Below are 17,490 nucleotides of genomic sequence, written 5' to 3'. Positions count from 1 at the left end.
ATGGACGTCGTCGAGTACACGCCGACCCGCGAGCAGTACGCCTACACGTTCGGCGGCGTCGCGCCCACCATGCGGGTCGCGCCGGGCACCGCGCTGCGACTCTGGTCCGACGACGCGTTCGGCGGGGTGCTGCGCAGCGTCGACGACCTGTCGACCGCCAAGGTGGACCTCCGGTTCGTCAACCCGCAGACCGGCCCGTTCCACGTCGAGGGTGCCGAGCCCGGCGACACCCTCGTCCTCCACCTGGTCGACCTGACGCCAGCGCGCGACTGGGGCGCCTCGGCCGCGATCCCGTTCTTCGGCGGCATGACCAGCACCGACCGCGTCGTCACGTTGCAGGAGCCGCTGCCCGACACGACGTGGATCTACGAGCTCGACGGGGACCGCAACACGGTCTCGTTCGCCGCGCGGCACAGCGACCACCGCATCGACCTGCCGGTCGAGCCGATGCTCGGCACCGTCGGCGTCGCACCGGCCGGGGGAGAGGCCCGCTCGTCGCTGGTCCCCGACCGCTTCGGCGGCAACATGGACACGCCCCAGATGCGGGCCGGGTCGACGGTCTTCCTCGGCGTCAACGTCGAGGGCGCCCTGTTCTCCATCGGTGACGGCCACTACCGGCAGGGCGAGGGCGAGGCGTGCGGTACGGCGGTCGAGGGCGCGATGACGACCACGCTGATCGTCGACCTGATCAACGGTGGCGCACCGGCCTGGCCCCGCATCGAGGACGACACCCACTGGATGGCGATCGGCTCCAGCCGTCCGCTCGAGGACTCCTGGCGGATCGCGAACGCCGAGGTCGTGCACTGGGTGGCGGAGCTCTACGGCCTGCACACGATGGACGCCTACCAACTGTGCTCGCAGATCGCCCAGGTCCCCGTCGCCAACGTGGTCGACGCCAACTACAGCGTCGTCGTGAAGGTGGCGAAGGCGCTCCTCCCGAGGGCCGACGGCCTACGGCGGCATCCACGCCGACCTGCGCGCACGCGCACGGTCTCTCGGGTCCCTCTGAAGATCGGGGCCTCGGCCCCCCAGCTGAAAGGCCGCTCATGGATCTGCAGCTCAACGGCACCCGCGTCCTGGTCACCGGCGGCACGCGCGGGATCGGCCGAGCCATCGTCGCAGCCTTCCTCGACGAGGGCGCCACCGTCGGGTTCTGCGCGCGCAAGCCCGACGAGGTCGCGGCGACGCAGGACGCGCTGACGAGTCTCGGCGACGTCACCGGCAGTGTGGTTGACGTCGGCGACGCGGCGGCCCTGGCGGCCTGGGTCGAGGAATCGGCGCGGGCCTTCGGCGGGCTCGACGTGGTGGTCGCCAACGTCAGCGCGCTCGCCATCCCCGACACCGAGGAGAACTGGCAGACCAGCCTCAACGTCGACCTGATGCACACGGTCCGGCTGGTCCGCGCCGCGCTGCCCCACCTCGAGCGCAGCGAGGCACCTTCGATCATCGCGATCTCGAGCGTGTCCGGACGCGAGTCCGACTTCGCCTCGGGCCCGTACGGGACCGCGAAGACGGCCATCATCGGCTACATCAACGGTCTCGCGATGCAGCTGGCGGACAAGGGCATCCGTGCCAACACCGTGTCACCGGGCAACACCTACTTCGAGGGCGGTGTCTGGCAGAGCATCGAGACGGGCGACCGAGAGCTCTTCGACACCGCCGTCGGGCTCAACCCCACCGGTCACATGGGGACGCCAGAGGAGATCGCCGGACCGGTCGTGTTCCTCGCGAGCCGGGTCGCCCGCCGGGTCAGCGGCACCAACCTCGTCGTCGACGGTGCGCTCACGCGGGGGATCCAGCTCTAGCCGGAGCGGCCGGCAGCCGCACCGTCACGCGCAGCCCGCCCTCGGGGCGGGCGACGAGCGTGAGGGTCCCGTCGTGCGCCAGGGCGATGCTCTTGACGATGGCCAGCCCGAGGCCGACACCCGCATGGTCGCCGTGGATGCGCTCGCTGCCCCGTTGGAAGGGCTCCGTGAGGGTCGGGACGAGTCGTGGAGCGAGCCTCTCGCCGGTGTTCTCGACCGCCAGGACGACGTACGACTGGTCGGTGTGGGTGCTGACCCACACCGATCCGTCGGCCGGCAGGTTGTGGACGATCGCGTTGTGGACGAGGTTCGTGGTCATCTGCAGCAGGAGCGCCGGCGAGCCGATGGCGGGCGCCGGGTCGCCCGAGGTCTCGATGGCGATGCCGCGCTTCTCCGCGAGGGGGAGGAGCGTCTCGGTTGCCTCCTCGGCCGCCAGGGACAGGTCGACGGGCTCGCGGGCGAACGAGCGCTGGTCCGCGCGACTGAGCAGCAGCAGCGCCTCGGTGAGGTCGATCGCCCGGCTGTTGACGGCGTGGAGGACGCGGACGAGCTCCGCGGTGTCGCGATCGGGGTCGTTGCGCGCCACGTCGAGGAGCGTCTGGGTGATCGCCAGCGGGGTGCGCAGCTCGTGGGAGGCGTTGGCGGCGAACCGCTTCTGCTCCTCGACGTGCGCCTCGAGCTGGGCGAGCATCGTGTCGAAGGCGTCGGCGAGCTCTCGGAACTCGTCGCTGGGGCCCTCCATCTCGATCCGGTGGCTGAGCGACCCGTTCGCCGCGCGGCGGGTCGCGTCGGTGATCCGCGTCAGCGGAGCGAGCATCCGGCCGGCGAGGATCCAGCCGCCGACGAGGCCGAAGACCAGGAGGAACGCCATGGCCTGGACGGCCCGCGGCGTGAACGCGCGCTGGAGGTCGGTGCGGTTCGGTGACGCGGGCCCGCGCGTCACGAGGACGCCGTCGGGGACGTAGCGCAGGAGGAAGACCCACACGACGGCGAGCAGCAGGGCACCGGCGATCATGAGGAACCCGGCATAGCTGAGGGTGAGCTTGAGGCGGACGCTCAGCCCCGGCGGTCTAGCCACGGTCGGCGCCCTCGGGTGCGGCGCCGATCCGGTAGCCGACACCGGGAACGGTGGCGATCAGCGAGGGCTCGCCGAGTCGCTTGCGCAGCGCGGAGACGGTGATGCGGACGGCGTTGGTGAACGGGTCGGCGTTCTCGTCCCACGCCCGCTCGAGGAGCTCCTCGGCGCTGACGACGCCACCTTCCGCGCCCACAAGGACCTCGAGCACCGCGAACTGCTTGCGGGTGAGCGCGAGGTACCGTCCGTCGCGGTAGACCTCCCGTCGGAACGGGTCGAGTCGGAGTCCTGCGATCTCCCGGACCGGCGGCCGGCTGTGAGCGCGTCGTCGGTCGAGCGCGCGGAGCCGGAGGACGAGCTCGCGCAGCTCGAACGGCTTGGTGAGGTAGTCGTCCGCGCCGAGCCCGAACCCCGACGCCTTGTCGTCGAGCCGGTCGGCCGCCGTGAGCATGAGGATGGGCATGCCGTTGCCGGAGGCGACGATGCGCCGGGCGACCTCGTCCCCGGAGGGTCCGGGGATGTCGCGGTCGAGGACGGCGATGTCGTAGGCGTTGACGCTCAGCAGCTCGAGAGCGGTGTCGCCGTCGCCGGCGAGGTCGGCGGCGATCGCCTCCAGACGCAGGCCGTCACGGATGGCCGCGGCCATGAGGGGCTCGTCCTCGACGACCAACACGCGCATGGGTGAATGCTAGAGAGCCACCACCTATCGCCGGCATATCGAAAAGTGCATACGCCCTGGCAACGCCGCGCTGTCTTGACTCGGGGACGTGTCCTCCAGCCACTCCCTCCCCAGCCCAGCCCGCAGCCCCATCCCCAGGCCGCGGCGCCGCGTGCGGCCGGCCCTCGTCGCCACCCTCGTCGCTGCCCCCGTCATCGTCGGGGCGGCCGCCGCAGGCGTCCTCGGCCACCAGTCGCTCGGTACGTCGCTCTCGACGGCGTCGTCGCCGATCGCCTCGGCGCCGCTCCCGATCGCCCCGGCGCCGATCGTCGAGCGCCATCGGACGGTGGGGATCGCCGACGGGGTGGTCCCCGACGGCACGACGGTCTTCGGCGACGTGCCCGCCGTGGCGAGGCTCGAGCCGGCTCTCCTCGATGCCCTCCGCGCTGCCGCGGCGGACGCCCGCGAGGACGGCGTGACCTTCCACGTCAACAGCGGCTGGCGCGACCGCGCCTACCAGGAGCAGCTGTTCCGCGAGGCGGTGGCGAAGTACGGCTCGAAGGACGAGGCCGCGCGATGGGTCGCCCGCCCAGGGACATCGGTCCACGAAGCGGGGGAGGCGGTCGACATCGGCCCTTCCGATGCCACGGCCTGGCTGTCCCGGCACGGCGCCGCATACGGGCTGTGCGAGGTCTACCGCAACGAGCCCTGGCACTTCGAGCGCCGCCGGGACGCGGTCGACAACGGTTGCCCGGCGACGTACGCCGACCCGACGCACGACCCGCGGATGCAGCGGTGACCGGGCACCCCCGGAGCCCCGGAGGCGGGATGCCCATCGGCACCTGGCACGCCTGGCTCGGGACGTACGTCGGCATCGTCCACGTGACGATGGCTGCGCTGCCCGTGGCGCTGCTGGTGGTGGGGGCGCTGGCCCGCTGGCGGCGGGCGAGCGGGTCGCCGGCGGCATGGGCATGGCGCGCCTCGGCGGCCGAGGTCGGACTGGTCTACGGCACCCTGCCGTGGGTCTGGCTCACCATGCTGCCCGGCAGCGAGGCCGGCGAGGTCTCCGGCCGGGTGAGCCTGGTGCCGTTGCGCGACCTGGCCACCATGCCGGCGTTCCAGGTCGTCGGGAACCTGCTCGTCCTCGCCGCGCTCGGGTTCCTCGGCCCCGTGCGCTTCGCGTCCCTCGCCTCGCTCCGGCGGGTGCTCGTCCTCGCCGCCACCTCCTCGGCGCTGATCGAGACCGCGCAGTACGTGCTTCGCCTGGACCGGGTGTCGTCGGTCGATGACGTGCTGCTCAACACCGCCGGCGCCGGGCTGGCCGCGCTGGCCTCGCGCCGCTGGTGGCGACGGCGTCAGCCACCGGGGACGAGGTTCGCCTGTGCGCCGACGACCGGCCCGGGTGCCGGGGGGAGCTGGCCGACCGAGCGGAGCTGGTCGTAGTTGCGCGCAGCCCAGACGGTCAGCGCGCGCGTGCCCTTGGTCGAGTAGCCGCCGGGCGCTCCGAGGGTGGCGACGCCGATCCGGTGCACCGCGCCCGCGGGCGTTCGCACCGGTGTGGCGACGACGAGCGTGTTGCGGGCCGGGGTGGTGTAGCCCGACTTGCCCTGGGCGCTCGGGTAGGTGTTGACGTAGTCGGTGGCGCGGTAGACGACGTGGCCGCGGCCGTGGAGCGGTCCGATCCGCCCGGATGCCATCTCGAGGAACGGCTCGACGGTCACGTTCGCCTGGGCGGCACGCAGGAACACCAGCAGGTCACGCGCCGAGGAGTGGGCTCGCGGGGCGGCGAGGCCGGACGGCGTGACGACGCGGGTGTCGGTGGCGCCGAGGCGGCGTGCCGCGGTGTTCATCGCGGCGATGAAGGCGGCCCGTCCGCGCGGGTCGGAGCCGGCGAGCGCTTCGGCGGCGTCGTTGCCCGACGGCAGGAGCATGCCCGTCATCAGTGCGGCCCGGGTGTAGCGCCGGCCGACGCGCAGGCCCGCGCAGGTGCAGAACCGCGGGTGCGCCTCGGCGCGGGTGACGCGGTGTCGGGGCACGGCCGGGACGCGGGCCGCTGCGGTGACCGCGGTGAGCAGCTTGATGGTCGAGGCCTGCGGGAGCTGGCGGCGGTGGTCGTGGACCGCGAGGACGACACCGGTGTCCAGGTCGGCGACGGCCCAGGCGCGCATCCTGACCTTCGGGGGCGCGGAGACCGGGGCCTCCGAGCGGAACGTGGTGCGGTGGACGACCTGGACCACGGGCGAGCTCGCGCGCATCGCCGCCGAGGCAGGGGAGGCCGCCGAGGCAGGGGAGGCCGCGTAGGTCGGGGAGCTCGAGGAGGAGGTCGGCAGGGCGGAGCCCGCCGGCGTCTGGGCGGCCACGACCGCGCCCACGCCGCTCGCGACCGCGAGGAGACTCCCGGCGGCGAGGAGCTTGGTCGTTCTGCGGGTGATGTGGGCGGGCACGGATCCTCCGAGGGCATGACTGGCCCGGGCAATGTACCTGCCGTTCGCGCATTTCGGGTACGCCTCGCGGAACGGTCGACAGCCGGTCCTCGGCGTACGACGCTGGTGACCGATGGCAACCGTGGTCTCCGTCAACGTCGGCATGCCCCAGGACGTGGCATGGCGGGGACGCACCGTGCACACGGGCGTGTGGAAGCGCCCGGTCGCCGGCCGGCAGATGGTCAGGCGCCTCAACATCGACGGCGACGGGCAGGGCGACCTCGCGGGACACGGCGGTGAGCAGCGTGCGGTCCTCGTCTACCAGGTGGAGTCCTACCGCCACTGGCAGGACTTCTTCGGCATCGACGAGCTGGAGCTCGGGGCCTTCGGCGAGAACCTCACCGTCGAGGGGCTCGCCGACGACGACGTGTGCATCGGGGACCGCTTCCGGATCGGCGGGGCCGAGTTCGAGGTCACCCAGCCGCGGGTGACGTGCTTCCGGGTCGGGATGCGGTTGGGGCAGCCGCAGCTTCCGGCGCTGCTGGTGGCCCACCACCGGCCCGGCTACTACCTGCGGGTGCTCACCGAGGGGTACGTCGAGGCCGGCGACGAGATCGTCCGCCTCGACCGCGGCCGGCACCGGATCACCGTCGCCGCGATCGACGCCCTCCTCTACCTCCCGGACGCCGACCGGAGCCTGCTCCGTCGTGCGGTCGATCTCCCGGCGCTGAGCCCGGGTTGGCAGGGATCCTTCCGCGCGATGCTCGAGACGGACGGCGACACCCGCTCACCCGGCGGGGTGCCGACCGGCCCGCCGCCGGCCTGGGACGGCTTCCGGGAGCTCCTCGTCACCGACGTGGTCGAGGAGAGCGAGGCCGTGCACTCCTACTACCTGGCCGCCGAGGACGGCGGGACGCTGCCGGCGGCGCGTCCGGGTCAGTACCTCACGCTTCGCGTCCCTGCCGCCGGCGACCCGCCCCCGTGCGGACCTACTCGCTGTCGGCCGGACGGGACCGGGCGACGTACCGGATCAGCGTCAAGCGGGAGCCGCGCGGCCGGGTCAGCACCTACCTGCACGAGCACGTGCGCCGTGGTGACCGGATCGAGGTGGCCGCTCCGCGCGGCGACTTCGTGCTCGACGCCGGGACGGCGCCGGTGCTGCTGGTCTCGGCCGGGATCGGCGTGACGCCGGTGCTGGCGATGCTCCACCAGCTCGCCGACAGCGGCAGCACCCGCCGGGCGTGGTGGCTGCACACGAGCCACGACGCCACGACGTTCGTGTTCGCCGAGGAGGCCGCCCGGCTGGTCGCGGCACTGCCCTCGGCCCGGTCGCAGGTCTACCTCACGGCCGGCACCGACCCGCTCCCGTCCGGGGCGGTCGCCGGGCGTGTCACGGCCGAGCTCATCGCGGGGCTGGGCGTCCCGCCCGAGACGGTCGCCTACGTCTGCGGGCCCGCGGCCTTCATGGACCAGATGACGGCCGCGCTCGCCGATGCCGGCATCAGCCCGGCCAACATCCACACCGAGCGGTTCGGCTCGCGGGCCGCGATCAACCCCGGTGTCGTCCGTGCCGACCTCCCGCCGGCGCACCAGCCGCCGGGTCCTGCGGGCACTGGGCCGGCCGTCACCTTCGCCCGCACCGGCCTGACCGTGCGGTGGTCGGACGACTACCCGTCCCTCCTCGAGCTGGCCGAGGCGTGCGACGTACCCACCCAGTGGTCGTGCCGGACCGGTGTCTGCCACACCTGCGTGACCGACGTGCTGTCCGGACGCACCTCCTACACCACGCAGCCGCTCGAGCGGCCCGGCCCCGACGAGACGCTCCTGTGCTGCTCACGGGCCGACGCCGACGTGGTCCTGGACCTGTAGGCCGCGAGCCTTCCGCAGACCGGTCAGAACGGGCATGGTGTTGCCGTGCCCTGGTTTCCGGACTTCGCCAACGCCGCGGAGCTCGCGCGGAGGTCGACCCGTGCGGCCGGCCACGGCGACCCGGTCGCGCAGTACCTCGCGGCCCTGGCGGACGGCGATCCCGGTGACCTGGCGACCACCTGGCCGGGCGGGGTGGTGGTCCACGACCCCCGAGCCGGCGACGTCCACGGCCACCACCACCTGCGGCGCTTCGTCAAGCAGAGCAGGCGGTGGCTCGACGAGCACGGCGCCCGGATCGAGACGGTGGCCTCGACCGTCGCAGCAAACCGCGCGGTGGTCGAGCTGGTGGCACACCTGACCGAGGACGGCCACGCGGCCACCTGGCCGGTCGCCGTCGTGGCCGAGGCGACCGACGAGACGTCCGTCGTGTTCCGCACCTACTGCAGCCAGGTCCCGGTAGACGGTCGGCGCCACGTGCGGCCGCCCCTGCTGGCGCCCGGAGTGGCGACGCCCGAGGGTGCCGTCGGCCGGCATCTCGCGGCACTCGCGGCGGGGGACGTCGACGCGCTGGTGAGCGCGTTCGCGCCCGGCGGCTACGTCCGCGAAGCGATCGGCTCACCCGGCCTCCACCGCGGACCCGACGAGATCCGGTCCTTCTACTCCGCCTGGTTCGGCGAGGGCGGTGGCCTCGGCCTGCGCTGCTGCCTGGTGACCGACGACGGGGTCCGGTGCGCGGTGGAGTACACCTGCGACTCGTGGGGCGGCCACCGCCTGCCCCCGCAGGCGGGGATCCTGGTCTACGAGCGCGACCCGGGTGGCCGGCTCGCCGCCGTCCGGGCGTACGACGACCTCGAAGCGCCCGTCCGCACCTCCTGAGGCAGGTCAGCCGCTGCGGGTCAGTGCGCGCCCGCCGCGAGCGCTGCCTCGTCGAGCGTGGCGATCGCTCGAGTGTCCTGGAAGGCGCGGACGCCCTCGATGCCCTGCTCGCGGCCCATGCCCGACGGCTTCATGCCACCGAACGGGGCGCGGAGGTCGAGCCGGGTCGCGCCGTGGTCGTTGACCCAGACGTAGCCGCAGACGAGCCGGGAGGCGATCCGCTGGGCGGTCTCCTAGTCGGCGGTCCAGACGGATCCGCACAGCCCGCCCCAGCTGTCGTTGGCGGCCGCGATCGCCTCCTCCTCGGTGTCGAAGGGGAGGACGGGGACCACCGGGCCGAACTGCTCCTGGGTGACGATCCGGAGGTTCGGGTCGGGGTCGACGACGATCGCCGGGCGGACGAAGTTGCCGCCCGCGAGCTCGCCGCCGGGCAGGTCGCCGTACTCACGCACGTCGGCGCCGGCGTCCTTGGCCTCCTGGACGATCTCGTCCACGAAGGCCTTCTGTGCGCCCTGGTGGAGCGGGCCCATGGTGGTGCCCTCGTCGAGGCCGCGGCCCAGCCGCACCCGACGCAGCCGCTCCTCCAGCCCGGCCACCAGCTCGGTGAGGCGGGACCGGTGGACGTAGACCCGCTTGGCGTTCATGCAGATCTGGCCGGTGGTGTCGTAGACCGCGGCGAACAGCCGGTCGAGGTGGGCGTCGTCGAGGATGGCGTCCTCGGTGAAGATCGCGGCGTCGTTGCCGCCGAGCTCGAGCGTGACGCGGGTGAGCGTCCTGGCCGCCAGCTCCATGATCCGCTTGCCGCCGTTGACGCTGCCGGTGAAGCACACCTTGGCGACGTCGGGGTTCTGGATGAGACCCACCATGTCCTCGTCCCGGCCGTTGACCACGTTCAGCACGCCGGCCGGCAGCCGCTCGGCGACGCGCTGCACCACCCGGCTGGTCGCCAGCGGCGCCGACGGCGGCGGCTTGACGATCACGGTGTTGCCGGCGAGGAGCGCGTGCGGCAGGGACGCACCGAGGATGGCGATCGGCCAGTTGAACGGCACGATGATCGTGACCACGCCGATCGGCTGGTAGCCCACCTGCGTCGTCACCGGGATGCCGGGGGCCGGCTCGAGGACGGTGCCGGTGTCGACCTGATCGGCGAGCGCGAGGGCGAGCCGCCACCGGATCTCGAAGACCAGCGCGTCGACCCAGGCCTCCATGCGGATCTTGCCGTTCTCCTGGGACAGGATGGCGGCGTCGGTGTCGCGGTCGTCCGCGATCTCGGCGATCGCGGTGGTCATGGCCTCCGCCCGCTCCTGGGCGGACAACCCCGCCCAGGCCGGGAACGCCCGCCTCGCGGAGGCGACGGCATCCGCCACCTCGCGCGGGGACGCGGCGGCCGCCTCGCCCACGACCACGCCCGGCCGGGCGGGATCGGCGATCTCCAGGACGTCGTCGGTGAAGCGCTCCTGGCCTCCGATGAAGAGGGCTGCTCGCACGGTGCTGTCGGTCGGTGCGCTGGTCATGGCGCGTCCTCTCGCAGGAGTGCCGGCTCGTTGCTCGGTCTACCGAGCGTAGGGCGCTCGAGCCGCCTTGGGGAGGGCCGTCACAGCCCAGGATTTTTCGGAGAGGCGTCACGTCCCGTCCGGCCCTAGGCTGCAGGGGTGGAAGGCGACCCCGCGATCATTCTCGTGTCCGGCGACCACGGCGACGTGCTGCTGGAGGAGTTCCGAAGTCGCTACGAGCGCGACTACGACCTGCGGCTCGCCGGCAGCGCCGGCGAGGCGGAGGCCCTCGCCCGGGAGATCTGCGGCCGCGGCGGCATGATCGCGCTCTTCGTCAGCGACTCGCGGCTGTCCGACGTCGACCACATCTTCGAGGCGATCCACCGGTGGCGGCAGGTCATCCCGACCGCGCGCAAGGTGATCACCGCACACTGGGACCACTTCGTCGAGGACGGGCCGCCGCTGCGGGTCGGGCTGGCGAAGGGGAAGTACGACGCCTACCTCCTGATGCCGCGCGGCCGCCGTGACGAGGAGTTCCACAACGCGATCACCGACCTTCTGTCGGACTGGGGCTCGACCGTGCCGCAGCCCGAGGTGGTCAGCGCCAAGATCATCTCGCCGCACCACGACGCGCTCACCATGGCGATCCGGGACTTCCTGGACCGGATGGGCATGCAGAACAAGGTCTGGGACCCCGCCGACCCGGCGATCCAGGACTACCTCGCGATGATCAGGCAGCAGCTGGGTGTCGAGGAGCTGCGCTACCCCGTCGTCTACGCCGCCAACCGGGTGCCGATCCAGGCCACCACCGTCCGCGACGTCGCCGTCTCGATCTACGGCCGCCCCGGCGACTTCCAGGTCGACGGCGTCGTCGACCTGGCGATCGTCGGCGGCGGCCCGGCCGGTCTCGCCGCGGCGGTCTACGGCGCCTCCGAGGGTCTCTCGGTGGTGGTGCTGGAGGCCGAGGCGATCGGTGGCCAGGCCGGCACCAGCTCGATGATCCGCAACTACCTGGGCTTCCCGCGGGGCATCTCCGGCATGCGGCTGGCCCAGCGTGCCCGCAACCAGGCGCTCCGCTTCGGCACCGACTTCTTCACCGGCTGGGAGGTCAACGAGCTGATCCCCGGCGCCGACGGCGAGCCGCACCGGCTGTGCACCGACGGCGGGGACGTCCGGGCGCGCACCGTGCTCGTGGCCAACGGCGTGGCCTACCGCAAGCTCGGCGTACCCGCGCTCGAGGAGCTGGTCGGTGCCGGGGTCAACTACGGCGCCGCGATGACCGCCGCCCGCGAGATGGAGGGCTACGACGTCGTCGTGGTCGGGGGCGGCAACTCGGCCGGCCAGGCGGCCCTGCACCTGGCGAGGTTCGCCAGCTCGGTCACGATCGTCGTACGCCGGCCGGGTCTCGAGGAGACGATGTCGAGGTACCTGATCGACGAGATCGGCTACAACGAGCGGATCCAGGTCCTCCCGTGCACCCGCGTGATCGACGGCGGCGGCGAGGGTGAGCTCGAGTGGGTGTGCCTGGAGGACACCGAGACCGGGCGGCGCACCACCAAGGCGGCGCGCGGCCTCTTCCTGCTGCTGGGCGCCGAGCCGCGCTGCGACTGGCTGCCGCCAGAGCTGGCCCGAGACGGCAACAGCTTCATCCTCACCGGGCGCGACGTCCCGCGGGAGCAGTGGGTTGACGGGCTGCCGCCCGCCAACCTGGCCACCACCGTGCCCGGGATCTTCGCCGCCGGTGACATCCGGTCGGGATCGATGAAGCGGGTCGCAGCGGCCAGCGGTGAGGGCGCGTCGGTCGTTCCGCTCGTGCACGCCTACCTGGCTCCTGTTCCGGAGGACGAGGTCGCCGCGGCCCCGGTGTCCTGAGGTGGTGGTTCGCGCTTCCCGCGGTCGTCCGGTGCCGCCGCGATGGGTGGTGAGTGGTCAACGGTTCGGGGGATCTGATCGGTTGATGAGTCACCGCTGAGGAGAGGGCGGGACCGTGGGCGGTGAGCCACCGACCGTTGGCGGTGGACGGATGGTTGATGGCTCACCGGGTCGGCCGCATCACCGAGGCGAGTCGCATCGTTGCCGCGCGACTGGCCTCAGCCGCGCCGACCCGGTTGCCCGGGTCCCGTTCGGCACGGCCGTGGCGACTACGGCCGGGCGCCCCGAGCCGATAGGAGCACCGGGACGCCGACCGGCCGCCGTACGTCCTCTTCGTGGTGCTCGCGGGGGAGTCGCGGTGGCAGCCGTGGTCACGCTCCTCTGAGGCGGAGTCCGGCGCGCTCAGCTCGTGACGTCCTTGCCCGCGAAGCGGGCCCAGGCGGCCAGGAAGAACACCAGCCCGTAGGACGCCGCCAGGTAGAGCCCGTGGACGACGCCGTCCCAGGCGATCGGGGCACGGAGCAGGTCGCCGAACGACATCCAGTGGTGGGTCAGCAGGTAGGGGTGCAGCCAGTGGACCTGGGGGATCGAGTCGAGGATGAAGCTGGCGGTCGAGAAGACGACGGTCGCGATGGTGGCCGCGATCGGCTGCTCGGTCAGGGTGGAGATGAAGAGCCCGACGGCACCGAGGGAGGCGAGGGCGAGGGACAGGTACACGGCCGCGAGCGCGACCCGGCCCAGGCCGGCGGCGAACGAGATCTGCGTCCCGGACAGGGTGGTGACGTCGCCGCCGCCGAAGAGGATGAGCCCGATCGCCATCCCGACGATGGCGATGAGGAACGTCGCCAGGAAGCTGAAGATCACGATCGCGGCGTACTTGATGCCGAGCAGCCGGAGCCGTGCGACGGGCACGGTGAGCAGGTAGCGCAGGGTTCCCAGGTTCGCCTCGCCGGCGATCGCGTCGCCCGAGATCGCCGCCACCGCGAGCGGCAGGAACAGGCCGAGCTCGATGGTGAGCGCCGCGAGGGAGACGAACAGCCCGTTCTCGGTGATCGACTGGAAGAAGGCGGGCGCGTCGGACCCCGGCTGCGAGGCGGTCGACTTCACCGCGACGGCGATGAAGATCGGCACGGCCGCCAGGACCACGAGGCCGGCCATGTTGCGGCGTCGCCGCAGCACCAGGCGCAGCTCGGAGGCCAGGAACCGCGGCGAGGGGCGGCGCATCGCGACCCTCGGCACGGGGGTGGTCAGATCAGCCGCTGACATCGAAGCCCTCCCCGGTCAGGCCCACGAAGATCTCCTCGAGCGTGGGTGCGTCCACCACGAACCGCGTGACGGCGAGCCCGGCGTGGACGCAGGCGGTGACGACCTTCTCGGGCGCGACCTCGCCGAGCCGCCCGACCGCGCCGTGCGGGGTGATGCGTACGTCGCTGAGGCCGAGCTCGCGCATGACGCGGGCGGCCTGCTCCGGTTGGTCGGTGTCGACCCATGCCTCGGCCTCCTGCTGGCGGCGGATCTCCGCGGCGGAGCCCTGCGTGACGAGCCGGCCCACGTGCATGACGCCGATGTGGGTGCAGACCTGCTCGACCTCCGAGAGCAGGTGGCTCGAGACGAGCACGGTGGTGCCGTCATCGGCCAGGGAGGCGATCAACGAGCGGACCTCGCGGGTGCCTTGAGGGTCGAGGCCGTTGGTGGGCTCGTCGAGGACCATGAGGTCCTTGGGCGTGAGCAGCGCGGCGGCGATGGCGAGCCGCTGCCGCATGCCCAGTGAGTAGGCGCGGTAGCGCTTGCCGGCGGCCGCGGCGAGCCCCACCCGGTCCAACGCCTCCCCGAGGCGACGACCAGACGTCGCCGGGTCGGCGGTGCGGTCGGCGGCGTCGAGCCGGCGCAGGTTGTCGATCCCGGAGAGGTAGGGGTGGAACGCCGGCCCCTCGACGAGCGCCCCGACCCGGGGCAGGGCGTCGACGACCCGGCTGGGTACCGGGTGGCCGAGGAGCTCGATCTCACCGTGGGTCGGCGTGATCAGGCCGAGCAACATCCGGATGGTCGTCGTCTTCCCGGAGCCGTTGGGGCCGAGGAAGCCGTAGACCGAGCCCGCCGGGACGACGAGGTCGATGCCGTCGACGGCCGCGTGGGAGCCGAACCGCTTGGTGAGCCCGACCGTCCGGACCGCGTCTGGCGGAGTCACGTCGCCGTCACTTCGCGGCCAGCGCCGCGTAGAGGCGCTCGGGTGCGACAGCGCCGGCGACGACGTGACCGTCGTCGGTCACCAGGACGGAGAAGAGCGTGCCGCGGAGCAGGTGCCCGGAGCCCCAGGCGCCGGAGACCGCCGGAAGCTTCTGCACCATCGCGTCGAGGTTGCCCAGCGGGGAGGCGCCGTCGGCGTGCTCGCCGGAACGGCGCCCGGTGCTGCCCTCGGTCGACTGCGGGAGGGTCGCCTTGACGACGGTGGTCCAGCCCTCGCCGACAAGCTGCGGCTTCGTGCCCGCGTCCTGGGGTCGCGCCGCGGGGGAGTGGTCGGCACCGCCGACCATGCCCTGGGTCACCTTGGCACCCGGGGGCGGGTTGAACCGGAAGACCGACGACGACGGCGTCGACGGGTTGAAGGAGGTGAACCCGACCTCGAAGGCCGGCTTCTTCGCGCCGCGGGCGAAGACCTGCACCCGGGTCGGGATGTGCGTGGCGCCGTCGACCGCGATCCTGACCTGCCCGACGAGGGTGGCCGCGTCGCGCGGCGTCAGGACCAGCTCGTACGCCGACCGGCCGGCGACCTCAGCCGTCCGGGCGGTGCTGACGCGGGTGGTCGGGGTGATCGCCCGCAGGGCGGCGTCCGCGGCCTGCTGCGGTGTGGTCGGCTGCCCGGGCGTGGGGGTGTCGGCCCGCGAGTGCCCGGCGTCAGCCGGGATCTTCAGGTGGCGCGCGGAGTTGTCGCGGCTGGACCAGATCCACACGTCGGACCCATTGCGGACGACGTCGGACTCGCCGAGCTGACCCAGGAGCGCGATGCGGGCCTGCTCCGGGCCCGCGGCCCACACGCGCAGCGTGTGGGAACCGGACACGAGGGAGCTGAGGTTCGAGCTCTGGTCGCCGGACGGTCCGGGCAGGGCGGGCAGGCCCAGCGAGGCCGACTGCACGACCGTGCCGGAGAGACCGTCGACGCGGGCGTTCTGCACGTCGACGAGCAGCTGTGCGGCGCTGCGCGCCGGAAGCGGGTCGCGCGCGCTGGCGGTGATCGTGGCGGCCACCGATCCGGCCGAGGCCAGGACGGCCACGGCGATTAGGGGGACGAGCCAGCGCAGCTGGGGACGGCGGGCGAAGAGCGTCATGCCCTCATCCTCACCGCCGGGTGCTGTGAAACCGCTGAGAACCTGTGGGCGCTCTTCGGTGGGCCCTGTCAGGATGACGGCGTGCGGCTGCTGGTGGTCGAGGACGAGGTGCGCCTCGCGCGCGCCCTGCGGCGCGGCCTGATGGCCGACGGGTTCGCCGTCGACATCGCGCTCACCGGCCCGGCCGGGCTCCAGGCCGCGCGGGACGGCGACTACGACGCCGTACTGCTCGACGTGATGCTGCCCGGCATGTCCGGCTACGACGTCGTCCGCACGCTCCGGGCCGAGGGCAACCCGGTCGCGGTGCTCATGTTGTCGGCCAAGGACGGCGCCCACGACCAGGCCGACGGGCTGGACTCCGGCGCCGACGACTACCTGGTCAAGCCGGTCTCCTACGTCGTCCTCCTCGCCCACCTGCGAGCCGTGCTCCGCCGGCACCACGACACCCTGCCGCCCGTCCTCACGTGGGGGGACGTGCGTCTCGACCCTGCTGCCCACCAGGTCACCCTGGCGGGCGAGCCGGTCGAGGTGACACCGCGTGAGTACGCGCTGCTCGAGTTCTTCCTCGGGCACCCGGGCCAGGTCATCACGAAGTTCGAGCTGCTCGACCGCGTCTGGGACCTCGGCGACCGGGGCACCAACACCGTCGAGGTCTACGTCGGCTACCTGCGGCGCAAGCTGGGCGCCGACGTGATCGAGACGGTACGAGGGGCGGGCTACCGCCTCGGCGGATCGGCGATCGTCGGCTCATGAACGGCGTGTGGTGGCGCTGGACGCTGCGCACCCGGTTGCTGACGATCGGCCTGCTCGGCCTCGCCCTCGCGCTCGCTCTCGGCAGCATCGGGCTCTATGCGGCGCTGCGCGTCGAGGGCCTGCGCCGCGTCGACCGGGCCGCCGAGGCGAGCGCCCACGAGGTGGCCGAGCTCATCAGCGCCGGGCGCCTGCCCCAGACGATCCCGGTCACCGGCGTGGAGATCATCCAGGTCCTGGACAGCAGCGGGCGCGTCCTCAGCGCCTCGGCGAACGCCGACCGGCTCACGTCGATCCTGCGTCCCGACGAGCTGGCGGACGCCCGGCGGGGGCCGGTGACGGCGTCGGGGTCCCGCCTCGGGATCACCTCCCGGCTCCGCGTCCACGCGACCGACGTCGGCTCGGGGGCCGATCGCGCCACCGTGGTGGTCGCGGAGCCCGTGGACGACCTGGTGGGGGACAGCGACGTCCTGCGGCTGGTGCTGCTCATCGGGTACCCGGTGCTCCTGCTGGCGCTCGGCCTGGTGGCCTGGCGGGTGATCGGGGCGGCGCTGCGCCCGGTGGAGGCGCTGCGCGCGGCCGCCGACAACATCTCCGGCTCGGGGCGAGAGGACCGGCTGCCCGTGCCGCCGTCGGACGACGAGATCCACGCGCTCGCCGTGACGCTGAACTCGATGCTCGACCGCCTCGACGGCGCCCGCGAGCGGGAGGCCCAGTTCGTCGCCGACGCGGCCCACGAGCTCCGCAGTCCGCTCGCCTCGCTGCGGATGCAGGTCGACGTCGCGCGCCGGCTCGGCGAGGACGCCGAGCTGCTGGACGAGCTCGACCTCGAGATCGACCGGATGTCGGCGCTCGTCGAGGACCTGCTCGAGCTGGCGCGCACGGAGGCGGGCGCGGTCTCGGACGAGGCGGTCGTGGCCGACGTACGCGACGTGCTGGAGGAGGTCGTCGCCCGGTCGGTCCCCGGCGTGGACGTCGAGGTCGATCGGGGACCGGCCGCGGTCGTCGCCGCGCGTCCGGAGGAGCTCGCGCGGGTGTTCGGCAACGTCGTCGCGAATGCGGCCCGCTACTCGCCGGTCGTCCGCATCTCGGTGAGCCGGCGCGGCGAGGCGGTCGTCGTCCACGTCGATGACGCGGGGCCGGGGATCGCACCGGCTGACCGGGAGCGCGCCTTCGAGCGCTTCACGCGGTTCGACGAGGCTCGCGACCGGGAGTCGGGCGGGACGGGTTTGGGCCTGGCGCTCGTCCGCGCGACCGTCCGTGCGCGCGGCGGCGACGTCCGGCTGGCCGACTCGCCGCTCGGCGGGCTCCGGGTGGAGGTGGAGCTCCCTCCGGCGCGGCCG

15 protein-coding genes and 2 pseudogenes are annotated in these 17,490 nt (G+C 73.1%); 10 read left to right on the top strand and 7 right to left on the bottom strand.

Features of this window, described 5'->3' with window-relative positions; translation table 11 throughout:
- Entirely contained in the window at nucleotides 1-1,200 is a 1,200-nt protein-coding gene (locus QDS12_RS17495) for an acetamidase/formamidase family protein (RefSeq protein ID WP_279881322.1), read from the top strand.
- The gene (locus tag QDS12_RS17490; protein ID WP_279882194.1) at nucleotides 1,101-1,805 is read left to right on the top strand and encodes an SDR family oxidoreductase; all 705 of its coding nucleotides are present in this window, start codon (nucleotides 1,101-1,103) and stop codon (nucleotides 1,803-1,805) included. The genes QDS12_RS17495 and QDS12_RS17490 overlap by 100 nt, the downstream gene beginning before the upstream one ends.
- Here QDS12_RS17490 and QDS12_RS17485 read toward each other — a convergent pair.
- Nucleotides 1,783-2,883, bottom strand: coding sequence for a HAMP domain-containing sensor histidine kinase (locus tag QDS12_RS17485; RefSeq protein ID WP_279881320.1), 1,101 nt, complete (start codon nucleotides 2,881-2,883; stop codon nucleotides 1,783-1,785). The genes QDS12_RS17490 and QDS12_RS17485 overlap by 23 nt on opposite strands.
- Entirely contained in the window at nucleotides 2,876-3,559 is a 684-nt protein-coding gene (locus QDS12_RS17480; RefSeq protein ID WP_279881318.1) for a response regulator transcription factor, read from the bottom strand. Before QDS12_RS17480 ends, QDS12_RS17485 begins: the two co-directional genes overlap by 8 nt.
- A gap of 88 nt (nucleotides 3,560-3,647) precedes the next feature.
- Between QDS12_RS17480 and QDS12_RS17475 the strand changes: the two genes are divergently transcribed.
- Nucleotides 3,648-4,337: a D-alanyl-D-alanine carboxypeptidase family protein gene (locus tag QDS12_RS17475; RefSeq protein ID WP_279881316.1), complete on the top strand. Its 690-nt coding sequence runs from the start codon at nucleotides 3,648-3,650 to the stop codon at nucleotides 4,335-4,337.
- A gap of 29 nt (nucleotides 4,338-4,366) precedes the next feature.
- Nucleotides 4,367-4,981 carry a VanZ family protein gene (locus QDS12_RS17470; protein ID WP_279881313.1) on the top strand — a complete coding sequence of 205 codons (615 nt, stop codon included), beginning with the start codon at nucleotides 4,367-4,369 and terminating at the stop codon, nucleotides 4,979-4,981.
- Here the strand turns inward: QDS12_RS17470 and QDS12_RS17465 are convergent.
- Nucleotides 4,894-5,982, bottom strand: coding sequence for a serine hydrolase (locus tag QDS12_RS17465; RefSeq protein ID WP_279881311.1), 1,089 nt, complete (start codon nucleotides 5,980-5,982; stop codon nucleotides 4,894-4,896). The two genes, QDS12_RS17470 and QDS12_RS17465, sit on opposite strands and share 88 nt — an antisense overlap.
- Nucleotides 5,983-6,094: 112 nt before the next feature.
- On the opposite strand from QDS12_RS17465, the gene QDS12_RS17460 reads away from it, so the two are divergent.
- The 3 genes from QDS12_RS17460 to QDS12_RS17450 are packed head-to-tail and all read left to right on the top strand — an operon-like array spanning nucleotide 6,095 to nucleotide 8,706.
- Nucleotides 6,095-7,147, top strand: a complete 1,053-nt coding sequence (locus QDS12_RS17460) for an MOSC domain-containing protein (protein WP_279881309.1) — start codon at nucleotides 6,095-6,097, stop codon at nucleotides 7,145-7,147.
- Complete coding sequence (locus QDS12_RS17455) at nucleotides 7,069-7,830, top strand: 2Fe-2S iron-sulfur cluster-binding protein (protein ID WP_279881307.1); 762 nt, start codon at nucleotides 7,069-7,071, stop codon at nucleotides 7,828-7,830. Before QDS12_RS17460 ends, QDS12_RS17455 begins: the two co-directional genes overlap by 79 nt.
- A 45-nt stretch (nucleotides 7,831-7,875) precedes the next feature.
- Nucleotides 7,876-8,706: a nuclear transport factor 2 family protein gene (locus tag QDS12_RS17450; protein ID WP_279881305.1), complete on the top strand. Its 831-nt coding sequence runs from the start codon at nucleotides 7,876-7,878 to the stop codon at nucleotides 8,704-8,706.
- 20 nt (nucleotides 8,707-8,726) lie between these two features.
- Here QDS12_RS17450 and QDS12_RS17445 read toward each other — a convergent pair.
- Nucleotides 8,727-10,220 (bottom strand): annotated as a pseudogene (locus QDS12_RS17445) (aldehyde dehydrogenase family protein).
- Nucleotides 10,221-10,358: 138 nt separating this feature from the next.
- On the opposite strand from QDS12_RS17445, the gene QDS12_RS17440 reads away from it, so the two are divergent.
- A complete protein-coding gene (locus QDS12_RS17440) occupies nucleotides 10,359-12,071 on the top strand; it encodes an FAD-dependent oxidoreductase (RefSeq protein WP_279881303.1) in 1,713 nt (570 codons plus the stop codon).
- Between the two features lie 402 nt (nucleotides 12,072-12,473).
- Here the strand turns inward: QDS12_RS17440 and QDS12_RS17435 are convergent, their stop codons facing one another.
- From QDS12_RS17435 to QDS12_RS17425, 3 genes are read right to left on the bottom strand one after another with little or no spacing between them, the layout of a single operon-like run.
- Entirely contained in the window at nucleotides 12,474-13,337 is an 864-nt protein-coding gene (locus QDS12_RS17435; RefSeq protein WP_279881301.1) for an ABC transporter permease, read from the bottom strand.
- On the bottom strand, nucleotides 13,324-14,259 hold the full coding sequence (locus tag QDS12_RS17430; RefSeq protein WP_279881299.1) for an ATP-binding cassette domain-containing protein: 936 nt from the start codon (nucleotides 14,257-14,259) through the stop codon (nucleotides 13,324-13,326). Before QDS12_RS17430 ends, QDS12_RS17435 begins: the two co-directional genes overlap by 14 nt.
- 7 nt (nucleotides 14,260-14,266) lie before the next feature.
- A complete protein-coding gene (locus QDS12_RS17425; protein WP_279881296.1) occupies nucleotides 14,267-15,397 on the bottom strand; it encodes a hypothetical protein in 1,131 nt (376 codons plus the stop codon).
- Between the two features lie 81 nt (nucleotides 15,398-15,478).
- Between QDS12_RS17425 and QDS12_RS17420 the strand changes: the two genes are divergently transcribed.
- Entirely contained in the window at nucleotides 15,479-16,150 is a 672-nt protein-coding gene (locus tag QDS12_RS17420; protein WP_279881294.1) for a response regulator transcription factor, read from the top strand.
- Nucleotides 16,147-17,472, top strand: a pseudogene (locus QDS12_RS17415) (ATP-binding protein); the annotation flags it as partial. The gene QDS12_RS17420 and the pseudogene QDS12_RS17415, both read left to right, overlap by 4 nt.
- Between the last annotated feature and the right edge of the window lie 18 nt (nucleotides 17,473-17,490).

This window comes from Nocardioides sp. CER19, from assembly GCF_029846275.1.
Lineage (GTDB): Bacteria > Actinomycetota > Actinomycetes > Propionibacteriales > Nocardioidaceae > Nocardioides.
The sequence above is the reverse complement of the archived record's forward strand: the minus strand, read 5'-3'. Positions and strand labels throughout refer to the sequence as shown.